This window comes from Frankia sp. AgB1.9, from assembly GCF_016786355.1.
Taxonomy (GTDB): Bacteria; Actinomycetota; Actinomycetes; order Frankiales; family Frankiaceae; genus Pseudofrankia.
Genome location: NZ_JADWYX010000144.1, coordinates 1 through 21,582, shown reverse-complemented (window position 1 = coordinate 21,582; position 21,582 = coordinate 1). Strand labels below are relative to the sequence as shown.

The following is a 21,582-nucleotide window of genomic DNA, read 5'->3' as shown; positions in this document are numbered from 1 at the left end:
CTTGTGGGGTTATGAGGGTGAGGGGGTTCGGCCTGTGAAGCCTCTTCCCGTGGGTGTGTTTCGGCCGGATGGTCGGGAGGTGCTTGTGGGGTTATGAGGGTGAGGGGGTTCGGCCTGTGAAGCCTCTTCCCGTGGGTGTGTTTCGGCCGGATGGTCGGGGCGTGCTTGTGGGGTTATGAGGGTGACGGGGTCCGGACCTTTAGCGCCCGCAAATCGGTGGGCCGATCGGTTCTGACGGGAGATTGTATGCGTCTCTTCGGTTCCAATTTCGTCGCTAACGTCGCCACGCGTGACGGGCGTCATCACCTGGTCGTCGCGGCGCTGCTGTGCATGTTGGAACTGGTTCTCCTCGTCTCGGTCGAAGTCCTGTTCGTGCATGTGCTGATGGCGGTGGCGCTTTTCGCGCGCGACGCGATCGACGCTTTGCCCCGGAGGGACAGGCCCACGCATGACGAGTGACCGGACGCCGGGCGGGAGGCACGGAAGCGCTGCATCGTGGCCGTGCCTCCCGCCCACCGTGTGCCGTGAAGCCGTGCCGCCGCTGACCGGAACGCCGGCCGTGGTCTGGCTACCTGTGCCAGAGGCTTCCGGGTGAGCCGGGTCGATGCGGTGGCGCTGGCGAACGGCGCACAAGCCCGGCGGGGCGATGTCGCGCTTCTGGTGTCGCCGCATCCGGAGCCGCTGACCGGGGGCGGTCCGGACGCCGTGCACGTCGAGTTGATCGTCATCCGGTCGGTCACCCGCGACGGGCGGGTACGCGGCTACGAACAGATGTGGCCGGGCGGGCGGCCCGTCCGCGTCGCCACCACCGCGTGGTCCATCGCCCGCCTCCTCGACGCCTCAGCGCTGGACACGGCCCGCGCGGTCGCGATCGCCCGCGCGCACACCTATCCCGGCAGCTCCCAGGTCCGCCCCTGGGGATCGCTGGCCGAGGCTCACGCGGCGCTGGCCGCCGCCCGCAAACCCGCCACCTAACGCCTGCGCATGTCGGGCCGCCGGACACCGTGCCCGGCGGCCGGTCGGCATGCCCGCGAATCGCCTCCCGATCCGTGTCCGCCGATGGAAGGACCGCACATGTCGAAGGAAACCCTTGCCTGGCTGAACAGCAACACGCTGATCGGGTTCACCGACAGCCGTGGCTACGCCTGGCACTACCGCGCCGACCAGCAGGGCGAGACGAACCACTACCCCGGGGCGATCCCGGTCGGGGACGTCTCGCGTCGGCTGTTCGACTGGGAAGCCCTGGAGCGGCCGATCTACGTCGAGTCGCCGGTCACGGGCGGGCTGGATGTCGTCCCGGACCGCAAGGCCATCGTCCGGTCCGACACCGGGGCTGTCATGGGCGTGTTCTCCGATGGCTACCTGCCGCATCCGTATCAGGAGTGGCTGGTCGACAACGTCGCCCAGCTCCTGGACGACGATCTCGCGATCGGTTCCGCCGGTCTACTGCGTGGCGGTGCGGTGGCGTGGGTGTCGGTGGAGGTCCCCGACACGATCACCACTCCGGAGGGGGTCGCGTTCCGGCCGAACCTGCTGGCCACGACCAGTTTCGACGGGTCGCTCGCGACGACGTATAAGCGGATCGTGACGAACGTCGTGTGTGACAACACGATGGCGGCCGGTCTGGGGGAGAAGGGCCAGCAGACGAAGGTCAAGCACTCCCGGAACTCGAACCTGCGGCTCGGTGAGGCCCGTCAGGCTCTCGCGATCGTGCACACGATCGCCGAGGACTTCGCGGCCGAAGTCGCCGAGCTGTGCCGCATCGAGGTCAACGACCGCCAGTGGGCGGCGTTCCTGGACGCGCACGCCCCGGTCCCCGAGGAGAAGGGACGGGCGCGGACCAGCGCCGAGAAGCACCGCGACACCCTGACCCGGCTGTGGGACCACGACGCGCGGGTCTCCCCGTGGCGGGGCACCGGCTGGGGCGTCGTGCAGGCGGTCAACACCTACACCCACCACGAGCAGACCGTCCGCGGGACCAGCCGCGCCGAACGCAACATGCTGCGCGCGGTGACCGGCGGTGCCGACAGCCTCGATGGCGACACCCTCGCCACGCTGCGCACCCTGCTGCCCGCCTGACCCCCATCCGGTGGCGCCCCGCCCCGACGGCCCGGCTGTCGGGGCGGGGCGGTGCCCGCACGCCCGCAAGTCCGGTATGAAAGGCCGCGACGATGAACCCTGAGCCGACCCATCCGCCAGGGTCTCCCGATGAGAATGATGTCCGCGACGCGTACCGGATTCTCGCAGCCCTCTACGGCGGGGCCGGTGACCTCGGTGACGCTTTTCGCGCCGCCGCCCCCTGGGATGTGTTCAGCCCGGGATACGAGCCAGACCGTATCGCCCGTATCCTGGCCGCCCTGAACACGCTGATCCCCGCACAGATCGCGGCCTGGAAGAACACCACCACCCCGGCCGCTGCCCGGCGGATGTGGAAATCCCTTCTGTTCAGTGACGAGTGCCGGGCATGTGACCTGCGCTGCCACACGTGCCACACCCTCGCAGGCGCCCTCGGGTACGAACGGGTCGGCGGCCGGCGGGTCTGGCGCCGCCGCCCCGAACCACGCGACCCCGCCCACTAGCGGACCGCAAAACCCACCCGAGAGCCGCGCCACCGCTGACCGGAAAGCGATTCCGGCGGCGCGCTCGTGCCGTTCACGTCGAAAGAACCGGCCGGCTCTGCGGCGTCCACGCAGAACAATGCCTGGCCGTTGGATGCTGCCTGCCCCGCGATGGCCGGGAAAGCGCCGCTGTGGGTGTCCGCCGCCGGCTGCCCCGTAGGAGATCGTCGAAGAGGAAACCAGCTATGCCAGACCTGAGTTCACCGGTGATCCCGCTGTCGTTGGCGCATCTACCGACCGCCGGCGGCCTCGCCGTTCCCTGGATCACCGCCCGTTCCGGCGGGCGGTCCCTGTTCGGGGCGATCGACCGCGACCGGACGGACCGGGCGCTCACGGGGCGGCTGTGCGGCGTGTGCGGCCATCGTCTCGACGAGCGGCTGCTGCTGCTGATGCGCCTATCCGACTTACCCCGCCGATGCACCCCAGAACCGGCGCTACACCCTTCCTGCGCCCACTACACGATCGCGGCCTGTCCCATGGTCGGTGGCCGGGCCGAGCACTACCGGACCGTCCCGCTGCCCCTCGACCCGACGACGACGGCGCCCACCGCGGACGCGTCGGCCCGCCACGGCGCACCCGCCGAACCCTGGTTCGCCGTCTGGCTGACCGACTACCAGGTCATCACCGACCACGGCACCCTCGCCGCGTCCTACGCCCACACCGCGCCGCTGCGCATTCGCCCGATCACCTGGCGCCTTCCACCGCTCCCCTGAGGCACATCCCGCCGGTCGCCCGGCGGGATCGCGCTCGCCCGGGTGCCCCCGTGGACCTCCCGCCTCACCTGCTTGGCACAGCCCTGCGCCGCGAGGAGAAACCGGCATGACCCCGACCAGCCCCACCCCACCACACGACGGCCCGCTCGTCACGGTCGGCAGCCCGGACCCGGACCACATCCACCTGATCATCCGACCGGGCGCGGACGCGACGTCGATCACCGACGCCCTCACGTCCCTGCCCGGTGACGTGTTCTACCTTGACCACGACGGCGACCCGGCCCACCTACGCGTCGTCTTCCGCCGCCTGCCACCACCGGACGTCGTCGTCCCGGCCGCCGGATGGACCCCGCCCACCCCCAACGGCGACCGCCCCCCGGTCCGGGCCAGCGAGCGTGCCGTCTACGCGGTCACCGCGGAACTGCTGCTCGGGACCTACGACCGCGACATCCTGCGTCCGCCACCGGACGCGGCCCGGCCCACGGTGCTGACCATCGTGCGGCTGGTCCGCGTCCGCGCCGACACCCTCGCCCGCCGCCCACACCAGCGCTGACACCCGCCCCCGGGCAGGGGCTTGGCGCCAGAGGCACCGACGGCCCACAACCACCGGCGCCGACTCGGCCTGTTCCCTGCGCCTCCACCCGCACGAACGGCAGGTCCCCCGCATGCGCGAATACCTCGCCCTCGACGGCGCCGGCTCCTGGCTGTGCCGCTGTGACAACACCCCCACCCGCCAGGGATTCGTCCCTGTCACCGGACACCGCGAGGTCAGCCCGGCGTCCTGGCGCTGGCACGGCGACTACTGCTGCCTGCGCTGCGGGCGGGTCGTGCGCTGGCCCGCCCGGCACATCGTCGGCCACCTCAACCTCGCCGACCTGAAGATCCGCACCCAGCCGCCCCCGGCGGCGCGGCAGCTTGCCCGCCGCCGGCCACGCAGAAAGGGCCCCCCGCATGGACACCCACCCCGACAGCCTGACGATCCGCACCCCGGTACGCGTGCCCGTCGGCGACGGACACATCTTCCGCTTCGGTCTGATCGCCAGCATCGACGGGGAGAACGTCGAAGTCGATCTCGGCTCCGACGGCACCGTCGCCGCCACCCGCGACACCGTCCGCAGGCTGTGAACACCCGGCCCACGATGCCGTCCGGTACTAGCAGGCAGCCGTGGGGGACAGGCGGGCGCCGACCCGGCCAGACTGGAACCATCCGCCCGTCGGCGCCCGCCGTCCCGCCACGACCCCGCAGGAGGATCGCCCATGGACAGCATCGAGATCGACATCCTCATCGACACCATCGTCGGCGAGGTCCAACAGGCACTGCGTAACGGCGACCTGCCCGCCGTCGCGATCCTGGAAGGCGACCCCTCCCGGGAACACTCCTTCGCCGACTACCTACGCGACCGAGACAAGGCCGCCCTGTATGAACGGCGGCTGGCCGCCGAGGTCCACAGCATGCGACTCGACCGCCTCGCCCTGGCTGTCCCAATGATCGCCACCCCGCTACCCGCCGTCGACGAGGACTCGATCCGGTTCCGTTCCCCGCACAGCGGGCCGCTGCGCGATGACCACAACGAACAGACCGTGATCTATTGGATGGTCTACGACACAGAAGAAGGCGTCTCCTACGGCATGACGCCCTACAGCCACAACCCCGACGGCACCTACACCTTCGGTCTCGACGGTGACCCGCGGGACGTCGTCACCATCGCGGTGACTCCCGCGCATACCGCTCCCGGGATGACCCTGCTGCGCGAGATCCTCGACGAGAACCTCCACCTGCGCCGGCCCGACGCATCCAGCTGACGCACCCGCATCACGGCATCCGACGACGAAGGAGACACCGGCGGCGATGAACGACGACACCTGGGCGCTCGTCGGCGACGTCGTCGCCCGCGTGCAACGCGCGATCGGCCTCCAGCAGGCCCCCGCGATCGTCATCCTCGACGGCGAACAGGGACGACGGATCCTGTCCGACTACGACTACCAACGCGACGACGCGACAAGCCACGCCTTCGAAGCCAAAGCCGCCGACCAGGCCCGCGCGCTGCACGCCCGCCGGTTCGCGTTCGCGGTCCCACAGGTCATCGCCGAACCCACCCCCGGCCGCTACCAGGCACGCGCCGTCTCCAACCACCCACTGCGCCCCGGCGAACAGGAAACCATCGCCTGGACCGCCCACGACACCACGGACGGCGCCGACTACGGCTTCGCCCCCTACACCCGCCGCCCCAACGGCCGACCCGTCTTCGGCGAACCCGAACTCTTCGACATCCCGATCACCGCCACCGAACGGATGCCAGGACGACGCCTGCTGCACCTGCTCCTCGATCCTTGAGCGGGGCAGGGCGTGTCTGCATTCCGGTGCGGGTCGCCTTCCTCACGCTGCCCCAGGATCGGGTGGGTGCGCTTGTCGCGCAGATAGGCGACAGTCAGCCTGCCCGCGCTGTCGGCGCGGCGTCCCCTCTCGAACAGGCCGGTCGCAGTGATCAACCGGCCCAGCTTGCGGAAGCCGTAGTCGCGCGGTTCCAACCTGGAAGGTCCCCGTGCGCAGGATGGTCGCGACGTGCGCCTGGCCAGTCCAGCCGTCGTCGGATGCCTCCTCGCAGCGGCACTTTCAAGTGGCCTGCGGGATGGCCGGAGCCGACCCGTCGCCGACCGAACCTACCCCGTCGCGGTCTCCTCACACCTGCGTGATAATCTCCCTCATATGAGGGGGAATATCGCGCAGGGGGCGGGGCGGCTTGAGGTGAACCGATGACGGAAAGTGCTGGTTCGACGTACCACGACAGCGAGGCCGCCGGAGATCTGGCTGAGATCGAAGATCGCTTGTCGGCGATCGGCGGCCTGTCGCTCGACAAGCTGCAGAAGGCCGTCCGAGCCGGGCTGGCTGCCCGTGCATCCCGGACCGCGTTCGCGCCCATAAACGCGCAAGGGACCGACTTGTACTCCCACACGGTCGAGGAGCTACGCCTCACCCTCAGTCGCGACAAGTGGGAGCCCGTCACGGTTAGTGGTCAAGAACGAGTGGAGTCGCCCGACGGCCGCTTTGCGATCATGGTGGCGACCGGCGACGGGAACGTCGGCCGGGTTGGCGGCCAACCCCGCAACGCCCATGGCAAGGGGCCGCTCCTGCGCGAGGTCGTTGTGGCCAACCGAGAGTCTATCCAGGCCGGCCTCTTCCCCCTCGAAGAAATTGCGCCCGCAGTCCAACGGCCGCGGCAGGACGTAGCACAGATGGTCTATATCTTGCTACTGCAGGTAGAAGACGGTCACCTGTATATGGAACTTTCACTACCGGATGAGATCGACAGTACCGGGCGCGTTCGCTCCTGGTTCGATCAGATCCGACTACCGAGCATCTCGCTCGGCAGTCTGGTAAGAATTGACCCAGGGCAGCCGGGTTCGACAGAGATCGACATCACGATCGAGCGTGCTTGATCGTTACGGAGAGGCAGAGCCCGCCAGCGAAGCGCGAGGAGGGAGGTCGAGAGTCAGAGATGCTGACCCCATCCCGCCTAAAGCTCACTCGCCTACGGCGAGCTATGACACTTACCGATCTTGCCAGGACGTCTCAGATTCCACTACGGACACTCTCGGCCTACGAGAACGGTGAACACTCGCCCAAGCCTGACATGGTGAGACGCCTTGCGGAGATCTTGGAAGTCACGCCCGCGTTCCTAGAGCGTGAAGAGATCGAGTTCATTGATCCAGACGCCGTGAGCTTCCGAAAATTGAGTAAGACGACCGCCCGTTTGCGAGACTCCGCCCTCGCTGCTGGTCGCTTTGCTATTGAGATCGCAGACTGGAACGATGATAATTTTCGCCTTCCCAAGCCGGACCTCCCCACGCTAGATAAGCATGACCCGGACACGGCTGCCCGAATACTACGAGAACGATGGGGACTCGGTGAGCAGCCGATTTCCAACGTGGTTCACCTTGTTGAGGCCCACGGCGTAAGGGTATTCTCGGTTGCGTCTGATTGCCGGGATATTGATGCTTTCTCATTCTACAGGGACGGCGTTCCATTTATTTTTCTTAATGTTGGCGTCTCTGGGGAGCGGCAACGCTTTGATTGCGCGCATGAACTCGGCCACCTTCTGCTCCACATGGAATCCGACCGGGCGCACGGGCGAGACAAAGAAATCGAAGCCAACCGATTTGCGGCGGCCCTTCTGATGCCTGAGCGCGGCGTTATCGCTCAAGGTCTACGTGAAGCCACGCTCGAAGGAATAATTGCAGCAAAGCGCTACTGGATGGTCTCGGCAATGGCGATGACGCACCGTCTACACGAGATGCGCCTGATTAGTGACTGGAATTATCGAAACACTTGCGTCGCCCTATCTAGTCTTGGCTATAGGAATGGCGAACCTGATGGGGTGAACGGCGAGAGGTCCCAGGTCCTGTCTAAAATAGTTCGGGCGCTTCGTGAAGATGGTGTCGGCCCTGAAGCCATCTGTAAAGACCTGGGGCTCACCCTTGACGAACTGAATCGACACATCTTCGGCCTCGCCCCTCATGCGGTGCGTGGGGGCGGTCAGCGCTCCCCGCGCCAAGGCGTGCTGCAGATGGTCCAGTAGGAAGCGTGCCGCGCGCCATGTGGTTGGGAATAGATCAGCGCCCATGGGAATTCCGATGGAGACTCCCGGCTGTTGAAGGGAGCCACCAGACCGGCACTGGGGGCGCCGACTTTATATCAAAGGTTCGCTGGTGGAGCGCGGGTAGAGGAGTGCTCGGGCGCCGATCGGGCCGTCGGGTATTCCTTGCTGCCACAGGCGACAGATCTGGGCCCATTGCGCGCGTTCAGCGCCGTAGGACGTGGGATGCTGCCAGCCGATCGCATCGATGACCAGGCCGCGGTGCAGGTCGAAGGCGGTTCTGACCAGTTCGGCGTAGGGCACGGCTGCCCGGAACACGCCTCGGTGCGCGACCCAGCTCACTGTTGCTGTGAACGCGAAGGTGGCGAGTGGTACGAACCATGGCTGGGTCAGCGTGGTGATGGCGGTGCTACTGGCCACGAACAGCAACGTGAGGGTGAACGACGCGACAGCGGCGTCAAGGCGTTCCCGGGCGGCGGCGAACTCAGACTTGAAGTCCGCTGGCAGTACAGCGTAAAGCCGGGGCCACACGACTGCGGAGTCGATCCGGTAGCACTGGAATGCATGGGTCTCCGAGGCTCGGAGCAGGTTGCCGACCGCCGATGGCATGAACCAGTCGATAAGGGGCGGGTATCGGGTATGGCGTAGCGGCGAGTCGAGCGGAAGGCGGTGGAACCGGCGGACATGGTGAGTACGGCGACGCTCGGCGGCGAGGCGCAGCGGCCAGGGCAGGGCGTAGCCCTCATAGAGCCGCAGTAGGCCGTTGATCTGGCCTGCCAGCGCCGTGGCGGCCGAGATCAGCACGGCAACCGTGGCGACGACGAGCGCGCCCTTCTCGGTGCCGGACCGGGCGTACCACCAGAGCGCCGTGGACTTCCAGCCGAGCCGGGTGATGATGAGCGCCCCGTTGGCAGCCAGAAAGGCGAGCAGCTGGACGAGAGTGCTCCGGATCAGCCGCCGATCGACGAGGGCCGTGACCGTATCAAGTACCGAACCCACGGCGCCTCAATCCCAGCTCACCGACAGCGGGTGACCGGTTACGCAGTACGTCCTCGTCTCGACGAAGGCGGCCACATAATTTACCGTCCCACAGACTGCGCACGTCAGGGCAGTCAGACCGGCCCTCACCAGCGGATCGCCCGCCAGCATGCCGTCCATGACCGGCGCGCGGAACACGATGCCGGTGGCAGGACCCATGGTCGGCGGGCCCGCAGCAGGCACCACGAACGAGAGCGAAAAGCCGCCTGGTGAGGGCGGCTGGCTGAGCGGAGGGGTTTCCGTGGCGGTGGCAACTCGGTCGGATTGCGGAGACCCGGGTTCCGGCCGGGAGACGACATCGTCTGCCGTGCCGCGGCGATACGTCTTGGCGAACTCAGCTGCTTCCTCGAACAGCAAGCCGACCGCTGGCCTACGGCGGTGGTCGTCCCTGAGCGCCGACCTGACGATTCGCGCGAGATCCCCGGGCAAGGCCCCGGAGGGGTCCATCGAGGGATCGTCGTCTGGCAGCGTCCTGTGGACCGTGCCGGTTGCCGCGAATAGTACGGTCGCGCCCCACGCAAACACGTCTGCCGCCGCCGAGGCCAGCCCGCGTTCCTGCTCCGGGGCCATGAATCCCGGGGTTCCGGCCGCAAACCCCCGATCGGGATGGTGGCCGTGCGGTAGGGAGAGGCCGAAATCGATGAGTTTCGGGCCGGTGCGGGACAGGATGACGTTGCTTGGCTTGACGTCCAGATGAATGATCCCGGACCGGTGGAGCGCGTCCAGGGCAAGCGCGAGCCCGACCGCGAGTTGAGCCACAGCCGATATCTGCAGTCTCCCGGATTCCGAGACCCTCGTATGCAGGGTCGGGCCTTCGAGGAGTTCGTACGCGATCCACCACCTGCCTCCGTCGAGGCTTGAGTCCACGACCGCAGGCGTGTAGGCCGCCGGCAGTTGGTCCGCAACGGCGAGTTCATTACGGAAGCAGTCCTGGGCGCCGCGGATGGCCATCGGACTGGAATCGGGATGAAGGTTCTCCAGCGGCGGCTCGGCACCGCTCGGATCGTCGCGAAGCACCTTCACAGCGGTACGCTGGCCGTCCGGTGTCGTACCGAGAAAGACGACTGAGGCACCACCCTCGCCGAGCCGGCCGTGCAGCCGATACGGCCCGATCGAGCCCGGATCGGTCCGCAGAAGTTCTGTCGCCTCGACCAACGAACCTGGACGTTCGTTGCCGGACGCGGTCACGCCAGAGCGACCTTCCCCCACGGGACATAGCATGACAGACCCAACGCCCAATGCCCACCGCGAAATGCGGCCAGCGCGGGATGCAGCTCACAGTTGACCGGTGGAGTGCTGTTATCCGAGCCCCGCGCGGTATTCGTCATCGAGATCTTGAGGCCCTCTGGATGCCGGCGGGATGATCCATGAAGTCCGCTTCGCAGCGAGTCGTCGGGGGGCTTTGACGAGGATGAGCCTTACCCTTCGCCGTCGGCCGCCGGGCGCCGTCGTCCACCTAGAGTTTCGCGCACCAGCGGTGGCACGGGGCGGCGAGCCGGCGGCCGAGTCGGCAGGCCGTCGGAAAACCGCCAGGTCAGGCGCCGTGGCGACGGCCGCGGGCGGCGTAGCTGCGTAGTGCCCGCAGGAAGTCGATCTCGCGGAACGCCGGCCAGTACGCCTCGCAGAAGTACAGCTCGGAGTACGCACTCTGCCAGAGCAGGAAGTTCGACATGCGCTGCTCGCCGCTGGTGCGGATGACCAGATCGGGGTCGGGCCTGCCGGCGGTGTAGAGGTGGCGGGCGACGTCCTCGGCGGTGAGGGTCTCGGCCAGGTCGGCCAGCGAGCCGCCCGCCTCGGCCTGCTCGTGCAGGAGAGCCCGGAACGCGTCGACGACCTCCTGCCGGCCGCCGTACCCCACGGCGAGAGTGACGTGCGCCCCCGTCGAGCAGGATCGGGTGACCTCCTCGGCGTTCTTGAGCGCGCGGGCCGTGCTGTCCGGCAGCGCGTCGAGCAGCCCCGCGATGTGCATCTGCCACGCCGGATCGGGAGTCGCGATCTTGTCGGAGACGACCTGCTCGATGACCCGCATGAGGAACGCGATCTCGGCATCCTCGCGGCGGGCCAGGTTCTCGGTGGAGCAGACGAAGACGGTCACGTGCTTGATCCCGGCCGCCTCGCACCACGACAGCACGTCCTCGACGTGGTCGGCACCGAACTTGTGGCCGAGGCTGGGATTGGCCATCCCCATCTGGCGGGCCCAGCGGCGGTTGCCGTCCATGATCAGACCAACGTGCCCCGGTAGGTCGGCTCCCTTGAACGACGCGCGAAGCCGACGGGCGTACACGGCGTAGGCAAGATCGCGTATTGGCACAGCCTGAATCTATGCCCGCCGGTCCACCAATCCCAGTTCCTCCGGTTCCGTCCATCCGGGTTCAGTCCCCGCGGTGCTACCCGGGACGGGTGGACGGTGGGTGCGTCCGGAGCCCGCTGCTGTCGGTCCCGGTTTGGAAGGTGCGGGGCCCACCCAGCCGACCTCGCCCCGCAATGACGACCGATTAGTCGAAGTCCAGGGTCACGCCAGCCGATGTTGTCCAGCCAGTCAGCTCCCGGGACATATATGACCAGCCGGACGGCCGGATGGCGCCGTTCGCGGTGGTTTGCCGTGGTTCCGCGAGGCCGAAGTGCTGGAAGAGGTCTTGGAGGAGTCGGTGGCCGGTGCTGACGAGTTCGGTGCCGCCGTCCGCAAGCCCGTCGATGTCTGCGACGGTCTCGGCCGGCACGGGCGCAGCGACGTGCCGGGTCCCGAGTTGATCCCGGAACCCGAAGCCGACGTAACTCAAGGTGAGGTCGGTGAGGCCTCCATACACCGAGGCCCGCACGGAACAGGATCCCGCTGTTCCGGCCCGGTCGCGGGCGTGCCTGGCCAGGAAGCGCAGGCCGCCGAGCAGTCCGTTCGCCACATCGTCATCGGAGATGGCCATCGCGCCTGAGGCCGTATACCTGTCGTCTGTCAGTAGCTTATGCGCCATAGATCCAGAGCCGCTGGCAGCGAGCCGGCAATAGAGCTTCTCGGGATTTTGAGGACCATGCAGACCGGCATGCGCGACAAGCACGCGGGGGGCGACAGAGAAATGGAGCCACTGCACCCCGTTCTGGAAGATCAACGGGCTCTTGTCGGCTTCTAGATCACTCCGGAAGGCGCTCAGGCCTGCCGCGTCGACTCGACCGTCGACCCGCCGGTCAGGCAGCAGCGAAACGATGACGTACGGCCCGTCCTCCCGAAGTAGCTCGTCCGTGGTCTCACCCTCCAGCCAGCCGAGTTCCTGCTTGGCGGTCGCGAACCCTGCGAACCGAGCCCGGTACGCGGCGACGACCTCATGCTCGGAAAGATGCGTCGTGGTCGCCCCAACCCGTTGGGGATAGTCCAGCGCGGCGCCGGACCGTACGGCGTGGGGCGCCATCGGGCTCGGTGCCACCGCGATCAGCATGAAGCCGCGATCAGGCCGGTCGGGATCCCGGACCGGCCGGACCTCGAAGTCCGGGAACGGTACGACCCGATCGGTGATGATCTGCTCGGCCTTCTCCTGCACTCCTTCGTAGAGGGTGACGCCTGGCCATGCCGTCGCCCGCGTCTCGATCTCCGCCACTCCGTAGACGAGCAGGCCCCCGACGGCGTTCGCCAGCGCGGCAACGTCGCTCGCGAGATCCTTCGGGTCGCTGTAGGCCTCCTTGAAGTCGAGGTCGATCGCCTCGCTGATCTCGGCCTCCAGCGCCGAGACGAGCTGGGCATGGCTGATCTGATCGAGAGAGGCACCGAACAGACGTTCTAGGCGCGGGAGGCGGAGTCTGGTCACCGGCTTATTGTCCGCTTCGGCCGGACAACCCGCGGAGCCCGTCACGGCGCCGCGAACGCCGCTGCGGGCAGTCCGACCGGCAGCGGGATCTTGCCGAACAACGGCCAACGGGTCAGGCCCCAGTGGGCCTTCTGTCAGCCTGACATAGCGCTTTGCTTACCGGGACGCCCCACCGCTGGTGCGGACCGCCGTGACGGCGTGGGTGAGCGCGGCGATGAGCGCCTCGGCTTCGTCGAGAGTGAGGGCTTCGCTGTCGGGATCGTCCTTCTCTCCGTGACTCAGAGAGATCAGCGGCTGGTGGGCGGCTTCGGCGGTGATGTACTGCTCGATGGACACCTGCAGAGCAGTGTCGTCGCGGACGGCGGGGATCGCCGGCAGGTCGATCACCGTGAACTCGGAGACGTGGTAGTCGCCAGGACCTTCGGGCTCGACGTAGAGGTGGCCGGTGGGCTGCTCGCACCACGGCGGGCAGGAACGGTCCACGAGACCGGTCATCGGGGTGCCTCCCGTTCGAGGTCGGCCAGGAGCCGTGCCGTGCACAGAGACCGCTCGCAGCGGCGCTGGTCGCGCGGCGACGCCTGATCAAAACCAGATCGTTGGAATGAGGGTGGACGCGACCTGGACCAGCAGAGCGCGCGATGCCCCACCAGACGAGGCCGTGAACGAGCGGCAGACGGGACGACCTGCCGGACCGTACACACTCGTACCACAACAAAAGTCGTAGGCGAATTCATTTCCTGATGTAAGGGTCGGCGGGCCTGGCCAGTTTCGAGGCCGCATGGTCTCCTTAACCCGCGCGGTCAGGTTGGTAGCCCGGCCGGGTCGCTCCGGCGTAGTCGTCCCCTTTCCACCTATAGGGCGCGATCTTGACGACTTGTCCGCGCCCCGGTGCCGTGATCATCTGTCCGTTGCCGATGTAGATGGCGACGTGGTGGATGGTGGTGGGGGTGCCGTAGTAGACGAGGTCGCCGGTCTGGAGGGGCTGGTCGGGTGGGACGGCGGGTCCGGCGTCGTGTTGGGTCTGTGCGGTGCGGGGGAGGTTGATGTCGGCGGCTTGGTAGGCGGCGAGGGTGAGGCCGGAGCAGTCGAAGCCGCCGTCGGGTCCGTTGCCGCCCCAGAGGTAGGGGATGCCGAGTTGCCCTTGGGCGTAGTTGACGGCGGCGAGCGCGGCGTTGCTGGGCGTGCCGTCGCTGTTCGGGCTTTCTGTCGCCTGGTATTGGGTGGCTTGGGTGAGGACGTCGGAGACGTACCAGTCGGCGTGGTTGTAGGCGTAGATCGAGGCAGTCAGGTCGGTGGCGGCGTGGTCGTCGCAGAGGAGGTCGGCGGCGGCGTAGATGGCGTCGTGGGGGTTGTAGAGCGAGGGTGGGCTTGCGCCGCCGGGTGGTAGCGGGTGGCGGGTGATCGTCGAGGTGAATGTTGTGGCGAGGAACTGCATCGGCCCGCCGGCCCCGGCGCTGTTGGTGCCGGTGGTGACGCCAGGGAGGGTACTTCTACCGTGATCACTTTCGAGTTTGCCGATGGCGGCGAGGGTGGTCCAGTCGAGGCCGGGGCAGGTGGCGGCGGCTTGTTGGTAGAGGGTCAGATAGTCGGTGGGGATGTCGGCCAGGGCGGTCTGGCTTGGTGTGCTGCCGGTGCAGCCGAGCAGGGTGGCGAGGGCGGGTGGGCAGAGCAGGCGCCCGGTGACGGTGGCGGCTGCCCCGGCGATCACGACGATGAGCAGGACGGTCGCCGCGCCGAGGGCGGTGAGGGTTTTGGCCATGGCGGGTCAGCCACGGGGGCGGCTGGGTGGCATCGGGGCGGGTGGGCTTAGCCCGGCTGGTCGGGCGGTGGCCGGCGGTGGGGCTGGTAGCCGGGGCCAGGCGTGGTGGAGCTGATCGAGGGGGAGGCGTCCGGTGCGGCCGGCGGGGATGGGTAGCCAGCGGGTGAGGGTGGGATCGAGGCGGGCGTCGTCGGGCGCGAGGGGCGCGGCGGTGGTCGCGACGGGGACGTGGTGGGGCTGGTCGAGGGCGGCGATCGCGCCGGTGAGCGCGCGGCGGGCGTCGATCTCGCGTTCGAGGGTGGGAAACCAGAACAGGATCGGGGTGGGGTGGGTGGCGGCGGCGAGTTGGGCGTAGTCGCCGATTTTGCGGGCGAGGCGGGAGGTGCGTTCAGTGGCCCAGTCGAGTTCGAGGTACCAGGCGGTCTCCCGGCCGCCGGTGGTGTGCCAGCGGCCGTAGGCGTCGGGTCGTACCAGGTCCCCGACCGCGCGGAAGCAGCGGGTTTCTGGCCACCAGGCGGTCAGGCTTCCGGGTGGGTTGGGGTGGCGGGCGTGGGCGATCAGGGCGGTGAAGAAGCCGTTGACGGCGATGGTGTGGGCGAGGCGCAGGGAGTGGGCGATGGCGAGGGTGTTCTCGCGGTTGTAGCCGGTGTCCTTGACGGGGATGCCGTCTTCGGCGGCCAGGATCTGGGCGCCTGCGGTGTCGAGGATGTAGTGGGCGGGTGCCTGGCCGTGGCCGACGCCGAGCAGGGGTTGGAACCGGTCGAGCAGCCGCCAGCGGTAGAGCTGCAGGAGGCGTTCGTTGGCGCTGCGTCGGGCGTCCCAGGCGGCCTCGATGAGTTGGTGGCTGGTCAGGACGCGGTGTTCGTGGATGAGGCGGATCATCCACCGGTCACGGGGGGTGAGGTGGGCGGCGAGGACGGGCAGGAGGTCGGCGTCGGCGATGATCCGGGCGGCGGGGCGGATCGGGGCGCGCAGGTCGCGTTGCGGGCGTGGGTAGGTCGCCATCTGGGCCTCCTACGGCTGGTGGGTGGGGGTCGGGCGGCTGCGTAGCAGCCGGCGGATTTCGGTGGCGCGGCCGGGGATGGGGGGTGGGAGCTGGTCGGTGTTCAGGGTGAAGGCGGGGGCTTGGCCGCTGGCGACGACGAGGCGGGCGGCGGCGTGGAAGCGGCCAAGGTGGGCCAGGTCGTGTTCGGAGATTCGGGGTTCGACGTGGCGGACGAGGCGTTTCGCGTCGCCGGGCGACATGGCGAAGAAGATCTTGTTGCGGGCGTTCGCCGCGATGCTCTCTTCGAGGTCGCGGGGTAGTTGGGCGAGGTTCTGGTGGGCCAGGGTGATCCCGAGGCGTAGCCCGCGGGCGGCGGCGAGCATGTGTTCCAACGGGGTCGGCAAGGTCAAAAAGTGGTGGGCTTCGTCGAGGTAAATTGCGGCGTCGGGGCGTTTGCTCTGGGAGATCGCGGCGCGCCTCGTGGTGGCCTGCCAGACGGCGGAGACGACGATGGAGCCCATGAGCGCGGCGGTGTCGACGCCGAGGGCGTCTTGGGCGATACGGACGAGGCAGACCCCGCCGGCGTTGAGGATCTGGTCCATGTCGACGGTGGAGGGGCCGGCGGCGATCGCCTGGCGGATGAACGGCCGGAGCAGGAAGCCGCGCAGCTTGTTTGACAGCGGGGCGACGGCATGGGCGCGGGCGGGTGGGGACAGGGACTCATACCAGTCCCAGAAGCCTCGGAGGATCGGGTCGTGGACGGCGGTGAGTGCCCGGTCGCGGTAGGCGGCGTTGCCCAACAGGCGGGGGAGGTCGGTCAGGACGGGGACGCCGGGTTGGGCGGCGAGGGTGAGCAGGCCGGCGCGGAAGATGTCCTCGGTGCGTGGCCCCCAGGACTCGGCGTAGACGTGGCTGAAGATGCTGACGAGGTTGTCGATGGCGCGGGCCCGGTCGGGCTGGTCGAGGGGGTTGAGGCACGGCGGACGGCTGGTGGCTTCGGCGTCGAACAGGACGAGGCGGTCGACGGCGTCGCGGGGGTAGCGGGCGAGGATGTCGATGATCTGGTCGCCCTTCGGGTCGACGTTGACGACTCCGCGGCGGGCGGCGACGTCGTCGAGGGTCATCCGCGCGAGGAGTTCGGATTTCCCGGAGCCGGTGGCGCCGAGGACGTGGGTGTGGTGGCGGGCGTCGGGGACGCGCAGGCCTACCGGGCGGCGGTGTCCGGAGTCGGTGTGGCCCAGGGTGCGGATCGCCGGTCCGCGGGCGGCGACGCCGGGGGGTGGGGCGACGGCTTTCGCGCCGGCGCGGGCCAGGCCGGGAGTCGCCTCATCGACGGGGAGGTGCGCGAGCGCGCCGAGTTCGGCGACGGACAGGAGGTCCCCGCGGCCGAGGTGGCGTGTGGCGAGCAGGGACAGCGGGCGGCGCAGGCGGACGCGGCGGTAGTAGTTGTGCTCACCGAAGCCGGCGAACGCCGAGGCGATCGCGTGTCCCCGCCCGCGTAGTTCCGCGTCGATCCGGGCGGCGGTCGTCTCGTCGGTCTGCTCGTCGATGATCGTGGCGATGGCGTAGCGGATGCGGGTCTCGAACGGGGCGCCGCGCTGTTTGGTCACGATCGCCCGGTCCTCGGCGGAGAGCGCCAACGTGGTCTGCGGGTCACGCTTCGCCGGGGTCACACCGGGACGCCTGCGGCTGCTGCGGCCGGCGCTGGGAGTCAGTAGGTCAAACAGAGCGCCGGCGAGGCGTGCCGAGCCGCCGTCGCGGAGCCGCCGGGAGGCGCTGCGTGCGCGGGAGACCCGGCGGCCGGTGACCGGGCGGGCCAGCACCTGCACGACCGCCCGCTGGCTGCGCGCGAGCCCGCCGGGGGCGCCGAGCAGGGCGCGGATCGGGTCGGCGTCGTGGTCGACCCGGATCGGCAGAGCCTCGGGCCGACCCAGAACCAGCTCGCCACCGGCCGCGAGCAACCGCCGGCCCGGCCGGGGGACGACGGGAAGAGCGGCCCGCGCGGGCAGGGTGCGGGTGTGGGCGCCGGGCCACGCCGCCTCGACCGCCCGTTCGACCATGCCGGCTGGCACGACGCCGGGCACCCAGATCTGGATGCGGATCCCGTCGGCGGTGAACAGGTACTCCCAGGCGAGATGGGGCTGACCGGCGAGGCGCCGCCAGCGGGGGCGCAGCAGGCCCAGCAGGTTCGCCCACAACGCGGGCCCGCCGGCCGGGTCGACGGTGGGCGGAGCGAGGACGGTGACCAGCCGCGCGCCCGCGGCCAGCTGCTGTCGGTAGCGGTGACGCAGCAGCCGGCGGAACAAGACGACGGCCACGGCGGCGGCGATCAGCGGCGGCCCGGCGAGGGGCCCCCAGGTCAGCGCCGCGTGGTGGAGCTGGTCGAGCAGGTGGTGGCCGAACCCGGCCGGGTCGGTCAGGTAGCGGGTGAGTGGCGAGGACGGTGTGGACGTGGCTGTGGCGCGCGTGGTCATGGCTAGGTCTCCCAACAGGCCGTGAGCCTGGTCAGCTGGCGTCAAGGTCGATCGGCCCGTAGGGGTCCTCCGGTGCGTCGGGTCCGGTGAGTTCGAGGAAGCCGTCGTCGGCGTCGGGGTAGGCGGCGAGTTCGGCGGGGTTGGTGGTGATCGCCTGGTGCTCGAACGTGGAGGCGAGGGCCTGGAACGCGACCCGTTGGGCGCCGGCGGCGAGCAGTCCCTGGCCGCGGTCGGCGGAGAGCAGGTAGTGGCGTTCGCCCTGGGACAGGTCGAAGACCTGGGTGATCTCGTCGATGGCCTGGGGTGCCTGGCGTAGCAGGATCTGGGTGGCGGAGTTCGTGACGATCGCCCGGCCGAGGTCGGTGGCGAGGACGTCGGCGGCGTCCTGGGTGGCGACGGTCAGCCCGGCCCAGTATTTCCGGGACGATTTCGCCATCCGGTACAGGAAGTCCGCGCCTGCCGGCTGGCGCATGAGCAGCCATGCCTCGTCGACGACGACGAGGCGGGGGCGGCGGTCGGCCGGGTTGGACACTCGCCGCCAGATCGCGTCGAGGACGAGCAGGGTGCCGATCGGTTTGGTCTCCTCGGGCAGGTCGCGCAGCGAGTAGACGACGAGGTGGCCGTCGCCGGGTGTGGTGGTGGGGCCGTCGAACAGGCCGGCGAACGCCCCGGCGGTGTAGGGGTGCAGCCGGGTCGCGAGCGTGACCGCGGTCGGGTCCTGGGAGCTGGCGAGTGTCGTGGCGAGGTCGGCGAGTAGCGGTGCTGGCCGGTTCCAGGTGCGGGGGTCGGTGGTCAGTCCGGCGGCCTGGTAGGTGGCGGTGATCGCGGTGTCGAGGGCCCCGCGGTCGGCCGCGGACAGCTCGCCGACGAGCACGGAGATCACGGTGTGCATGAACAGGCTGCGCCGGACCAGGGCGTCGCGGGGCGCGGTGCGCCGCCCGTCGGGGGTGATCTGGATCGGCAGGTCGAAGGGGTTGATCCGGACGTCCGCGCCGAGGTGCGCGTAGGTGGCGCCTACGGCTGCGGCGAGGCGGGCGTACTCGTCCTCGGGGTCGATGACGTGGACCTCGATACCCCGGTAGAGGCTGCGAAGGAGTTCGAGTTTGACCAGGTAGGACTTGCCTGCGCCGCTACGGCCGAGGATGACCGCGTTGTGGTTGTCCAGGGCCGGGTCGAACCGGTCCCAGTGCACGAGGCCGCTGCTGGCGACGTTCACCCCGTAGAGCACCCCGGTCGGGGCCGGCGCGGTCGGGTCGGGCGGGCTGAGGTCGGGTGAGGCGAACGGGAACGCCGCGCCCAGCGCCGGGGTGTCGAAGGTCCGGCGCATCCGCACCTGATCGAGGCCGAGGGGCAGGCTGCTCACCCAGCCCTGCAACGACCGGTAGCTGACCGGACGGGCGTCCAGCAGCAGACTCGCCGCGAGGGCGCGGACGGCGGCGGCTTCGTCGGCGAGCTCGGTCTCGGTGGTGGCGTGGATGGTGAGGTAGAGGCCGAGGCGGAACAGGCGGCCTTCGCCGCGGGCGACGCGGGCGGACAGGTCGTAGGCGTCCTCGGTCGCGGCCTCGACCTGCGGATCGACCAGCCGGCCTTTCTCGTCGCCGAGTTGGCGGCCGGATTCGAGTTTCGCGAGCTGGCGGCGGAGCCGGGCCGCGGCGGTGACCGGGTCGATCGGCTCGACGTGGACGGAGACGTCGAGGCGTCCCGGGTAGGTCAGCAGCGGGGCGAGCCAGCCGGGGTGGACCTCGCGCGGGTAGCCGGCGATGGCCACGGTGGTGAGGTAGTCGCCCCCGACGTCGAGGTGACGGGCGCCGATGCTCAGCGTGTCGGGCGCGAACGACGCCGCCGTGGCCTCGCCCACCGTGGCTCGCGGGGCTGGGTTGGTGGGGTGGGTGCGCCGGCTCATCGCGGGCCTCTTCCTCGGTCGGTGCGGGACTGGCGGGCGGCGGGCGGGCGTCGTGGGAGCGGCGGATCGGCGGGGATCTCGGGCACCCAGCCGCTGGCTGGCGGTTCCCAGGGGTCGTCCGCGCTGGGGTCCTCCGCGTCGGGGTCGTCGTCGGGCCAGCCCGCGTCGTCGAGGCCGGCCTCCTCAGACGTCGAGGCGTGGCCGGCGGCGGGTTCGTCGTGGTCAGGGGTGTGCCGGTAGGCGGTGATGATCTGGTCCGGGTTGGCGAGCGCGGAGGCCGGGACGAGACGTGCCGGGTTGCAGGCGTCGGCGAGCACGCTGGTCGCGGCGTCGGCGTCCAGCGGGGTGACGACGATCCCGGCGGGGGCGAGCAGGGTGACGGCCTCGGACAGGCGGCGGGCCAGCCGGGTGTGCGCGGCTCGTCGGGTCGCGTCGCCGGCGCGGCGGGCGTCACGTCCGGCGGTGCGCCGGCCGCGGACGGCGGTCAGCGGGGAGGCGCCGCCGAGCCCGTCGACCGGGCCGGCGGCGATCAGTGGCTCGCGCAGGACGAGGAGGACCTGGTGGGTCAGTAGCTGCATCTGGTCACCGAGCGCAGCCAGGAACGCCGCGTGCTCGCGGGCGGCGCGGGCCAGCGCGGGTGGGTCGAGCTGATCGGCGGCTTCGTCGAGGTCGGCGATCTGCGCGGACAGGTCGACCGGGACCGTGCGCACGAGGATCTGCACGGGCGCGGTCAGGGAGTGCAGCCAGCGGGCGAACACGGCGACCAGGCCGTCCTGCTCGTCGGGGGTCGCCAACCCGAAGTTGACAGTGGAGGCGGCGGCGACGACCGCCAGCCCGTCCGCGCCCAGATCGATCACCCCGACCCCGGCGGTGGGGGTGACGGTGCGGGCCGGGAGCCCGATCGGCGCCCCGGCCTGGCCGTCGGCCCGTCGGCGATCGGTGCTGGTGGCGCGCGCGGCCAGCCAGGGCGGCGGCGTGACGACGCCTTCGGGAGCGTGGATGCGGCGCCGTGGGCTGGTGTGTTGGCGGATCGCGGCGAGAAGGAGCCGGTCGAGGCTGAGCCCGTCGCGCTGGCCGAGCACGAGCATGCCCACCCCGGCGGCGACCGGGACGGCGCCCAGCGCGAACAGCGGCAGCGGCAGCACGGCACGGGTGGCGGTGAACGCGAGGTAGAGGCCGATACCGGTCAGCGCGAGGAACAGGACCTGGCGGGCGGTCAGGCTGCCCAGCAACCGGTCCTCACGGTCAACATCGGCGGGGATACGTACGGGATTGGTCACGGCGGGGGTTACCTTCCGGGCTGCGGGGGGCGGGGGCGGCGGGTCATGCCGGGCAACATCGGCTGCCGAAAACGCGCCGGTACCGGCGGTGTTGCGGCTGCCCCGGTGCGTGGGGGCGGGGACGCCGGTCGCGCTGGGCGGCGGGGGCCGGTGGGCCGGGGTGCGGCCGGCGGTGGGGTGCGTCGCCGGCCCGGGGCGGCTGCGGTGGCTGGTGGGGCCTGCTCGACGTCGAAGGGCAGCAGGTACTGGCCGTCGCGGTCGATCCACGCCCCGGCCTCGCGAGGGAGGTAACGCCCGCCCGGCGCGACGGCGGAGTTGAACGGGATCGTGAGCTGACGGTGGGCCGGCCGGGCCCGCGGCCTGGGGGGCCGGGGGGCGCCGGGGCCCCCCCCGGGCCGGGCCGCGCGGCCGGCCCCGGGGGCG

Annotated in this window: 21 protein-coding genes; 11 read left to right on the top strand and 10 right to left on the bottom strand. The window is 69.9% G+C overall.

The genetic code is table 11. The annotated features are described in order from the left end of the window. The first annotated feature begins 246 nt into the window (after positions 1–246). From I6A60_RS35995 to I6A60_RS35945, 11 genes are all read left to right on the top strand, one after another. Positions 247–459 carry a hypothetical protein gene (locus I6A60_RS35995; protein ID WP_203014557.1) on the top strand — a complete coding sequence of 71 codons (213 nt, stop codon included), beginning with the start codon at positions 247–249 and terminating at the stop codon, positions 457–459. 132 nt (positions 460–591) lie between these two features. Then, positions 592–975 (top strand): hypothetical protein, encoded by a 384-nt coding sequence (locus I6A60_RS35990; protein WP_203014560.1) that lies wholly within the window; start codon positions 592–594, stop codon positions 973–975. A gap of 99 nt (positions 976–1,074) precedes the next feature. Beyond that, entirely contained in the window at positions 1,075–2,079 is a 1,005-nt protein-coding gene (locus I6A60_RS35985) for a DUF932 domain-containing protein (protein WP_203014563.1), read from the top strand. A 92-nt stretch (positions 2,080–2,171) separates the two neighbouring features. After that, entirely contained in the window at positions 2,172–2,579 is a 408-nt protein-coding gene (locus I6A60_RS35980) for a hypothetical protein (protein WP_203014565.1), read from the top strand. A 224-nt stretch (positions 2,580–2,803) separates the two neighbouring features. Beyond that, the gene (locus I6A60_RS35975) at positions 2,804–3,331 is read left to right on the top strand and encodes a hypothetical protein (RefSeq protein WP_203014567.1); all 528 of its coding nucleotides are present in this window, start codon (positions 2,804–2,806) and stop codon (positions 3,329–3,331) included. Between the two features lie 106 nt (positions 3,332–3,437). Next, a complete protein-coding gene (locus I6A60_RS35970) occupies positions 3,438–3,884 on the top strand; it encodes a hypothetical protein (RefSeq protein ID WP_203014569.1) in 447 nt (148 codons plus the stop codon). Positions 3,885–4,282: 398 nt separating this feature from the next. After that, positions 4,283–4,456 carry a hypothetical protein gene (locus tag I6A60_RS35965; protein ID WP_203014571.1) on the top strand — a complete coding sequence of 58 codons (174 nt, stop codon included), beginning with the start codon at positions 4,283–4,285 and terminating at the stop codon, positions 4,454–4,456. A gap of 132 nt (positions 4,457–4,588) precedes the next feature. Continuing rightward, entirely contained in the window at positions 4,589–5,134 is a 546-nt protein-coding gene (locus I6A60_RS35960; protein WP_203014574.1) for a hypothetical protein, read from the top strand. A gap of 46 nt (positions 5,135–5,180) precedes the next feature. After that, the gene (locus I6A60_RS35955) at positions 5,181–5,666 is read left to right on the top strand and encodes a hypothetical protein (RefSeq protein ID WP_203014576.1); all 486 of its coding nucleotides are present in this window, start codon (positions 5,181–5,183) and stop codon (positions 5,664–5,666) included. Between the two features lie 419 nt (positions 5,667–6,085). Next, positions 6,086–6,769, top strand: a complete 684-nt coding sequence (locus tag I6A60_RS35950) for a hypothetical protein (RefSeq protein ID WP_203014577.1) — start codon at positions 6,086–6,088, stop codon at positions 6,767–6,769. Positions 6,770–6,828: 59 nt separating this feature from the next. Next, the gene (locus tag I6A60_RS35945; protein ID WP_255545014.1) at positions 6,829–7,908 is read left to right on the top strand and encodes an XRE family transcriptional regulator; all 1,080 of its coding nucleotides are present in this window, start codon (positions 6,829–6,831) and stop codon (positions 7,906–7,908) included. Between the two features lie 111 nt (positions 7,909–8,019). On the opposite strand, the gene I6A60_RS35940 is transcribed toward I6A60_RS35945, so the two are convergent. The 10 genes from I6A60_RS35940 to I6A60_RS35895 all read right to left on the bottom strand — a co-directional run bounded on the left by I6A60_RS35940 (position 8,020) and on the right by I6A60_RS35895 (position 21,159). Beyond that, entirely contained in the window at positions 8,020–8,925 is a 906-nt protein-coding gene (locus I6A60_RS35940) for a hypothetical protein (RefSeq protein WP_203014581.1), read from the bottom strand. Between the two features lie 6 nt (positions 8,926–8,931). After that, positions 8,932–10,152, bottom strand: a complete 1,221-nt coding sequence (locus I6A60_RS35935; RefSeq protein WP_203014583.1) for a serine/threonine-protein kinase — start codon at positions 10,150–10,152, stop codon at positions 8,932–8,934. Between the two features lie 346 nt (positions 10,153–10,498). Continuing rightward, complete coding sequence (uppS, locus tag I6A60_RS35930) at positions 10,499–11,275, bottom strand: polyprenyl diphosphate synthase (protein WP_203014585.1); 777 nt, start codon at positions 11,273–11,275, stop codon at positions 10,499–10,501. A gap of 184 nt (positions 11,276–11,459) precedes the next feature. Next, complete coding sequence (locus I6A60_RS35925; RefSeq protein WP_203014588.1) at positions 11,460–12,758, bottom strand: helix-turn-helix domain-containing protein; 1,299 nt, start codon at positions 12,756–12,758, stop codon at positions 11,460–11,462. 156 nt (positions 12,759–12,914) lie between these two features. Then, positions 12,915–13,298 (bottom strand): hypothetical protein, encoded by a 384-nt coding sequence (locus I6A60_RS35920; RefSeq protein ID WP_374113442.1) that lies wholly within the window; start codon positions 13,296–13,298, stop codon positions 12,915–12,917. A gap of 247 nt (positions 13,299–13,545) precedes the next feature. Beyond that, positions 13,546–14,517 (bottom strand): C40 family peptidase, encoded by a 972-nt coding sequence (locus I6A60_RS35915; RefSeq protein ID WP_203014594.1) that lies wholly within the window; start codon positions 14,515–14,517, stop codon positions 13,546–13,548. Positions 14,518–14,523: 6 nt separating this feature from the next. Next, positions 14,524–15,522 carry a replication-relaxation family protein gene (locus tag I6A60_RS35910; protein ID WP_203014596.1) on the bottom strand — a complete coding sequence of 333 codons (999 nt, stop codon included), beginning with the start codon at positions 15,520–15,522 and terminating at the stop codon, positions 14,524–14,526. Positions 15,523–15,531: 9 nt separating this feature from the next. Then, positions 15,532–17,976 carry an ATP-binding protein gene (locus tag I6A60_RS35905; protein ID WP_203014597.1) on the bottom strand — a complete coding sequence of 815 codons (2,445 nt, stop codon included), beginning with the start codon at positions 17,974–17,976 and terminating at the stop codon, positions 15,532–15,534. Between the two features lie 31 nt (positions 17,977–18,007). Beyond that, on the bottom strand, positions 18,008–19,879 hold the full coding sequence (locus I6A60_RS35900; protein ID WP_203014598.1) for a VirB4 family type IV secretion system protein: 1,872 nt from the start codon (positions 19,877–19,879) through the stop codon (positions 18,008–18,010). Beyond that, entirely contained in the window at positions 19,876–21,159 is a 1,284-nt protein-coding gene (locus tag I6A60_RS35895) for a PrgI family protein (RefSeq protein ID WP_203014646.1), read from the bottom strand. The genes I6A60_RS35900 and I6A60_RS35895 overlap by 4 nt, the downstream gene beginning before the upstream one ends. Between the last annotated feature and the right edge of the window lie 423 nt (positions 21,160–21,582).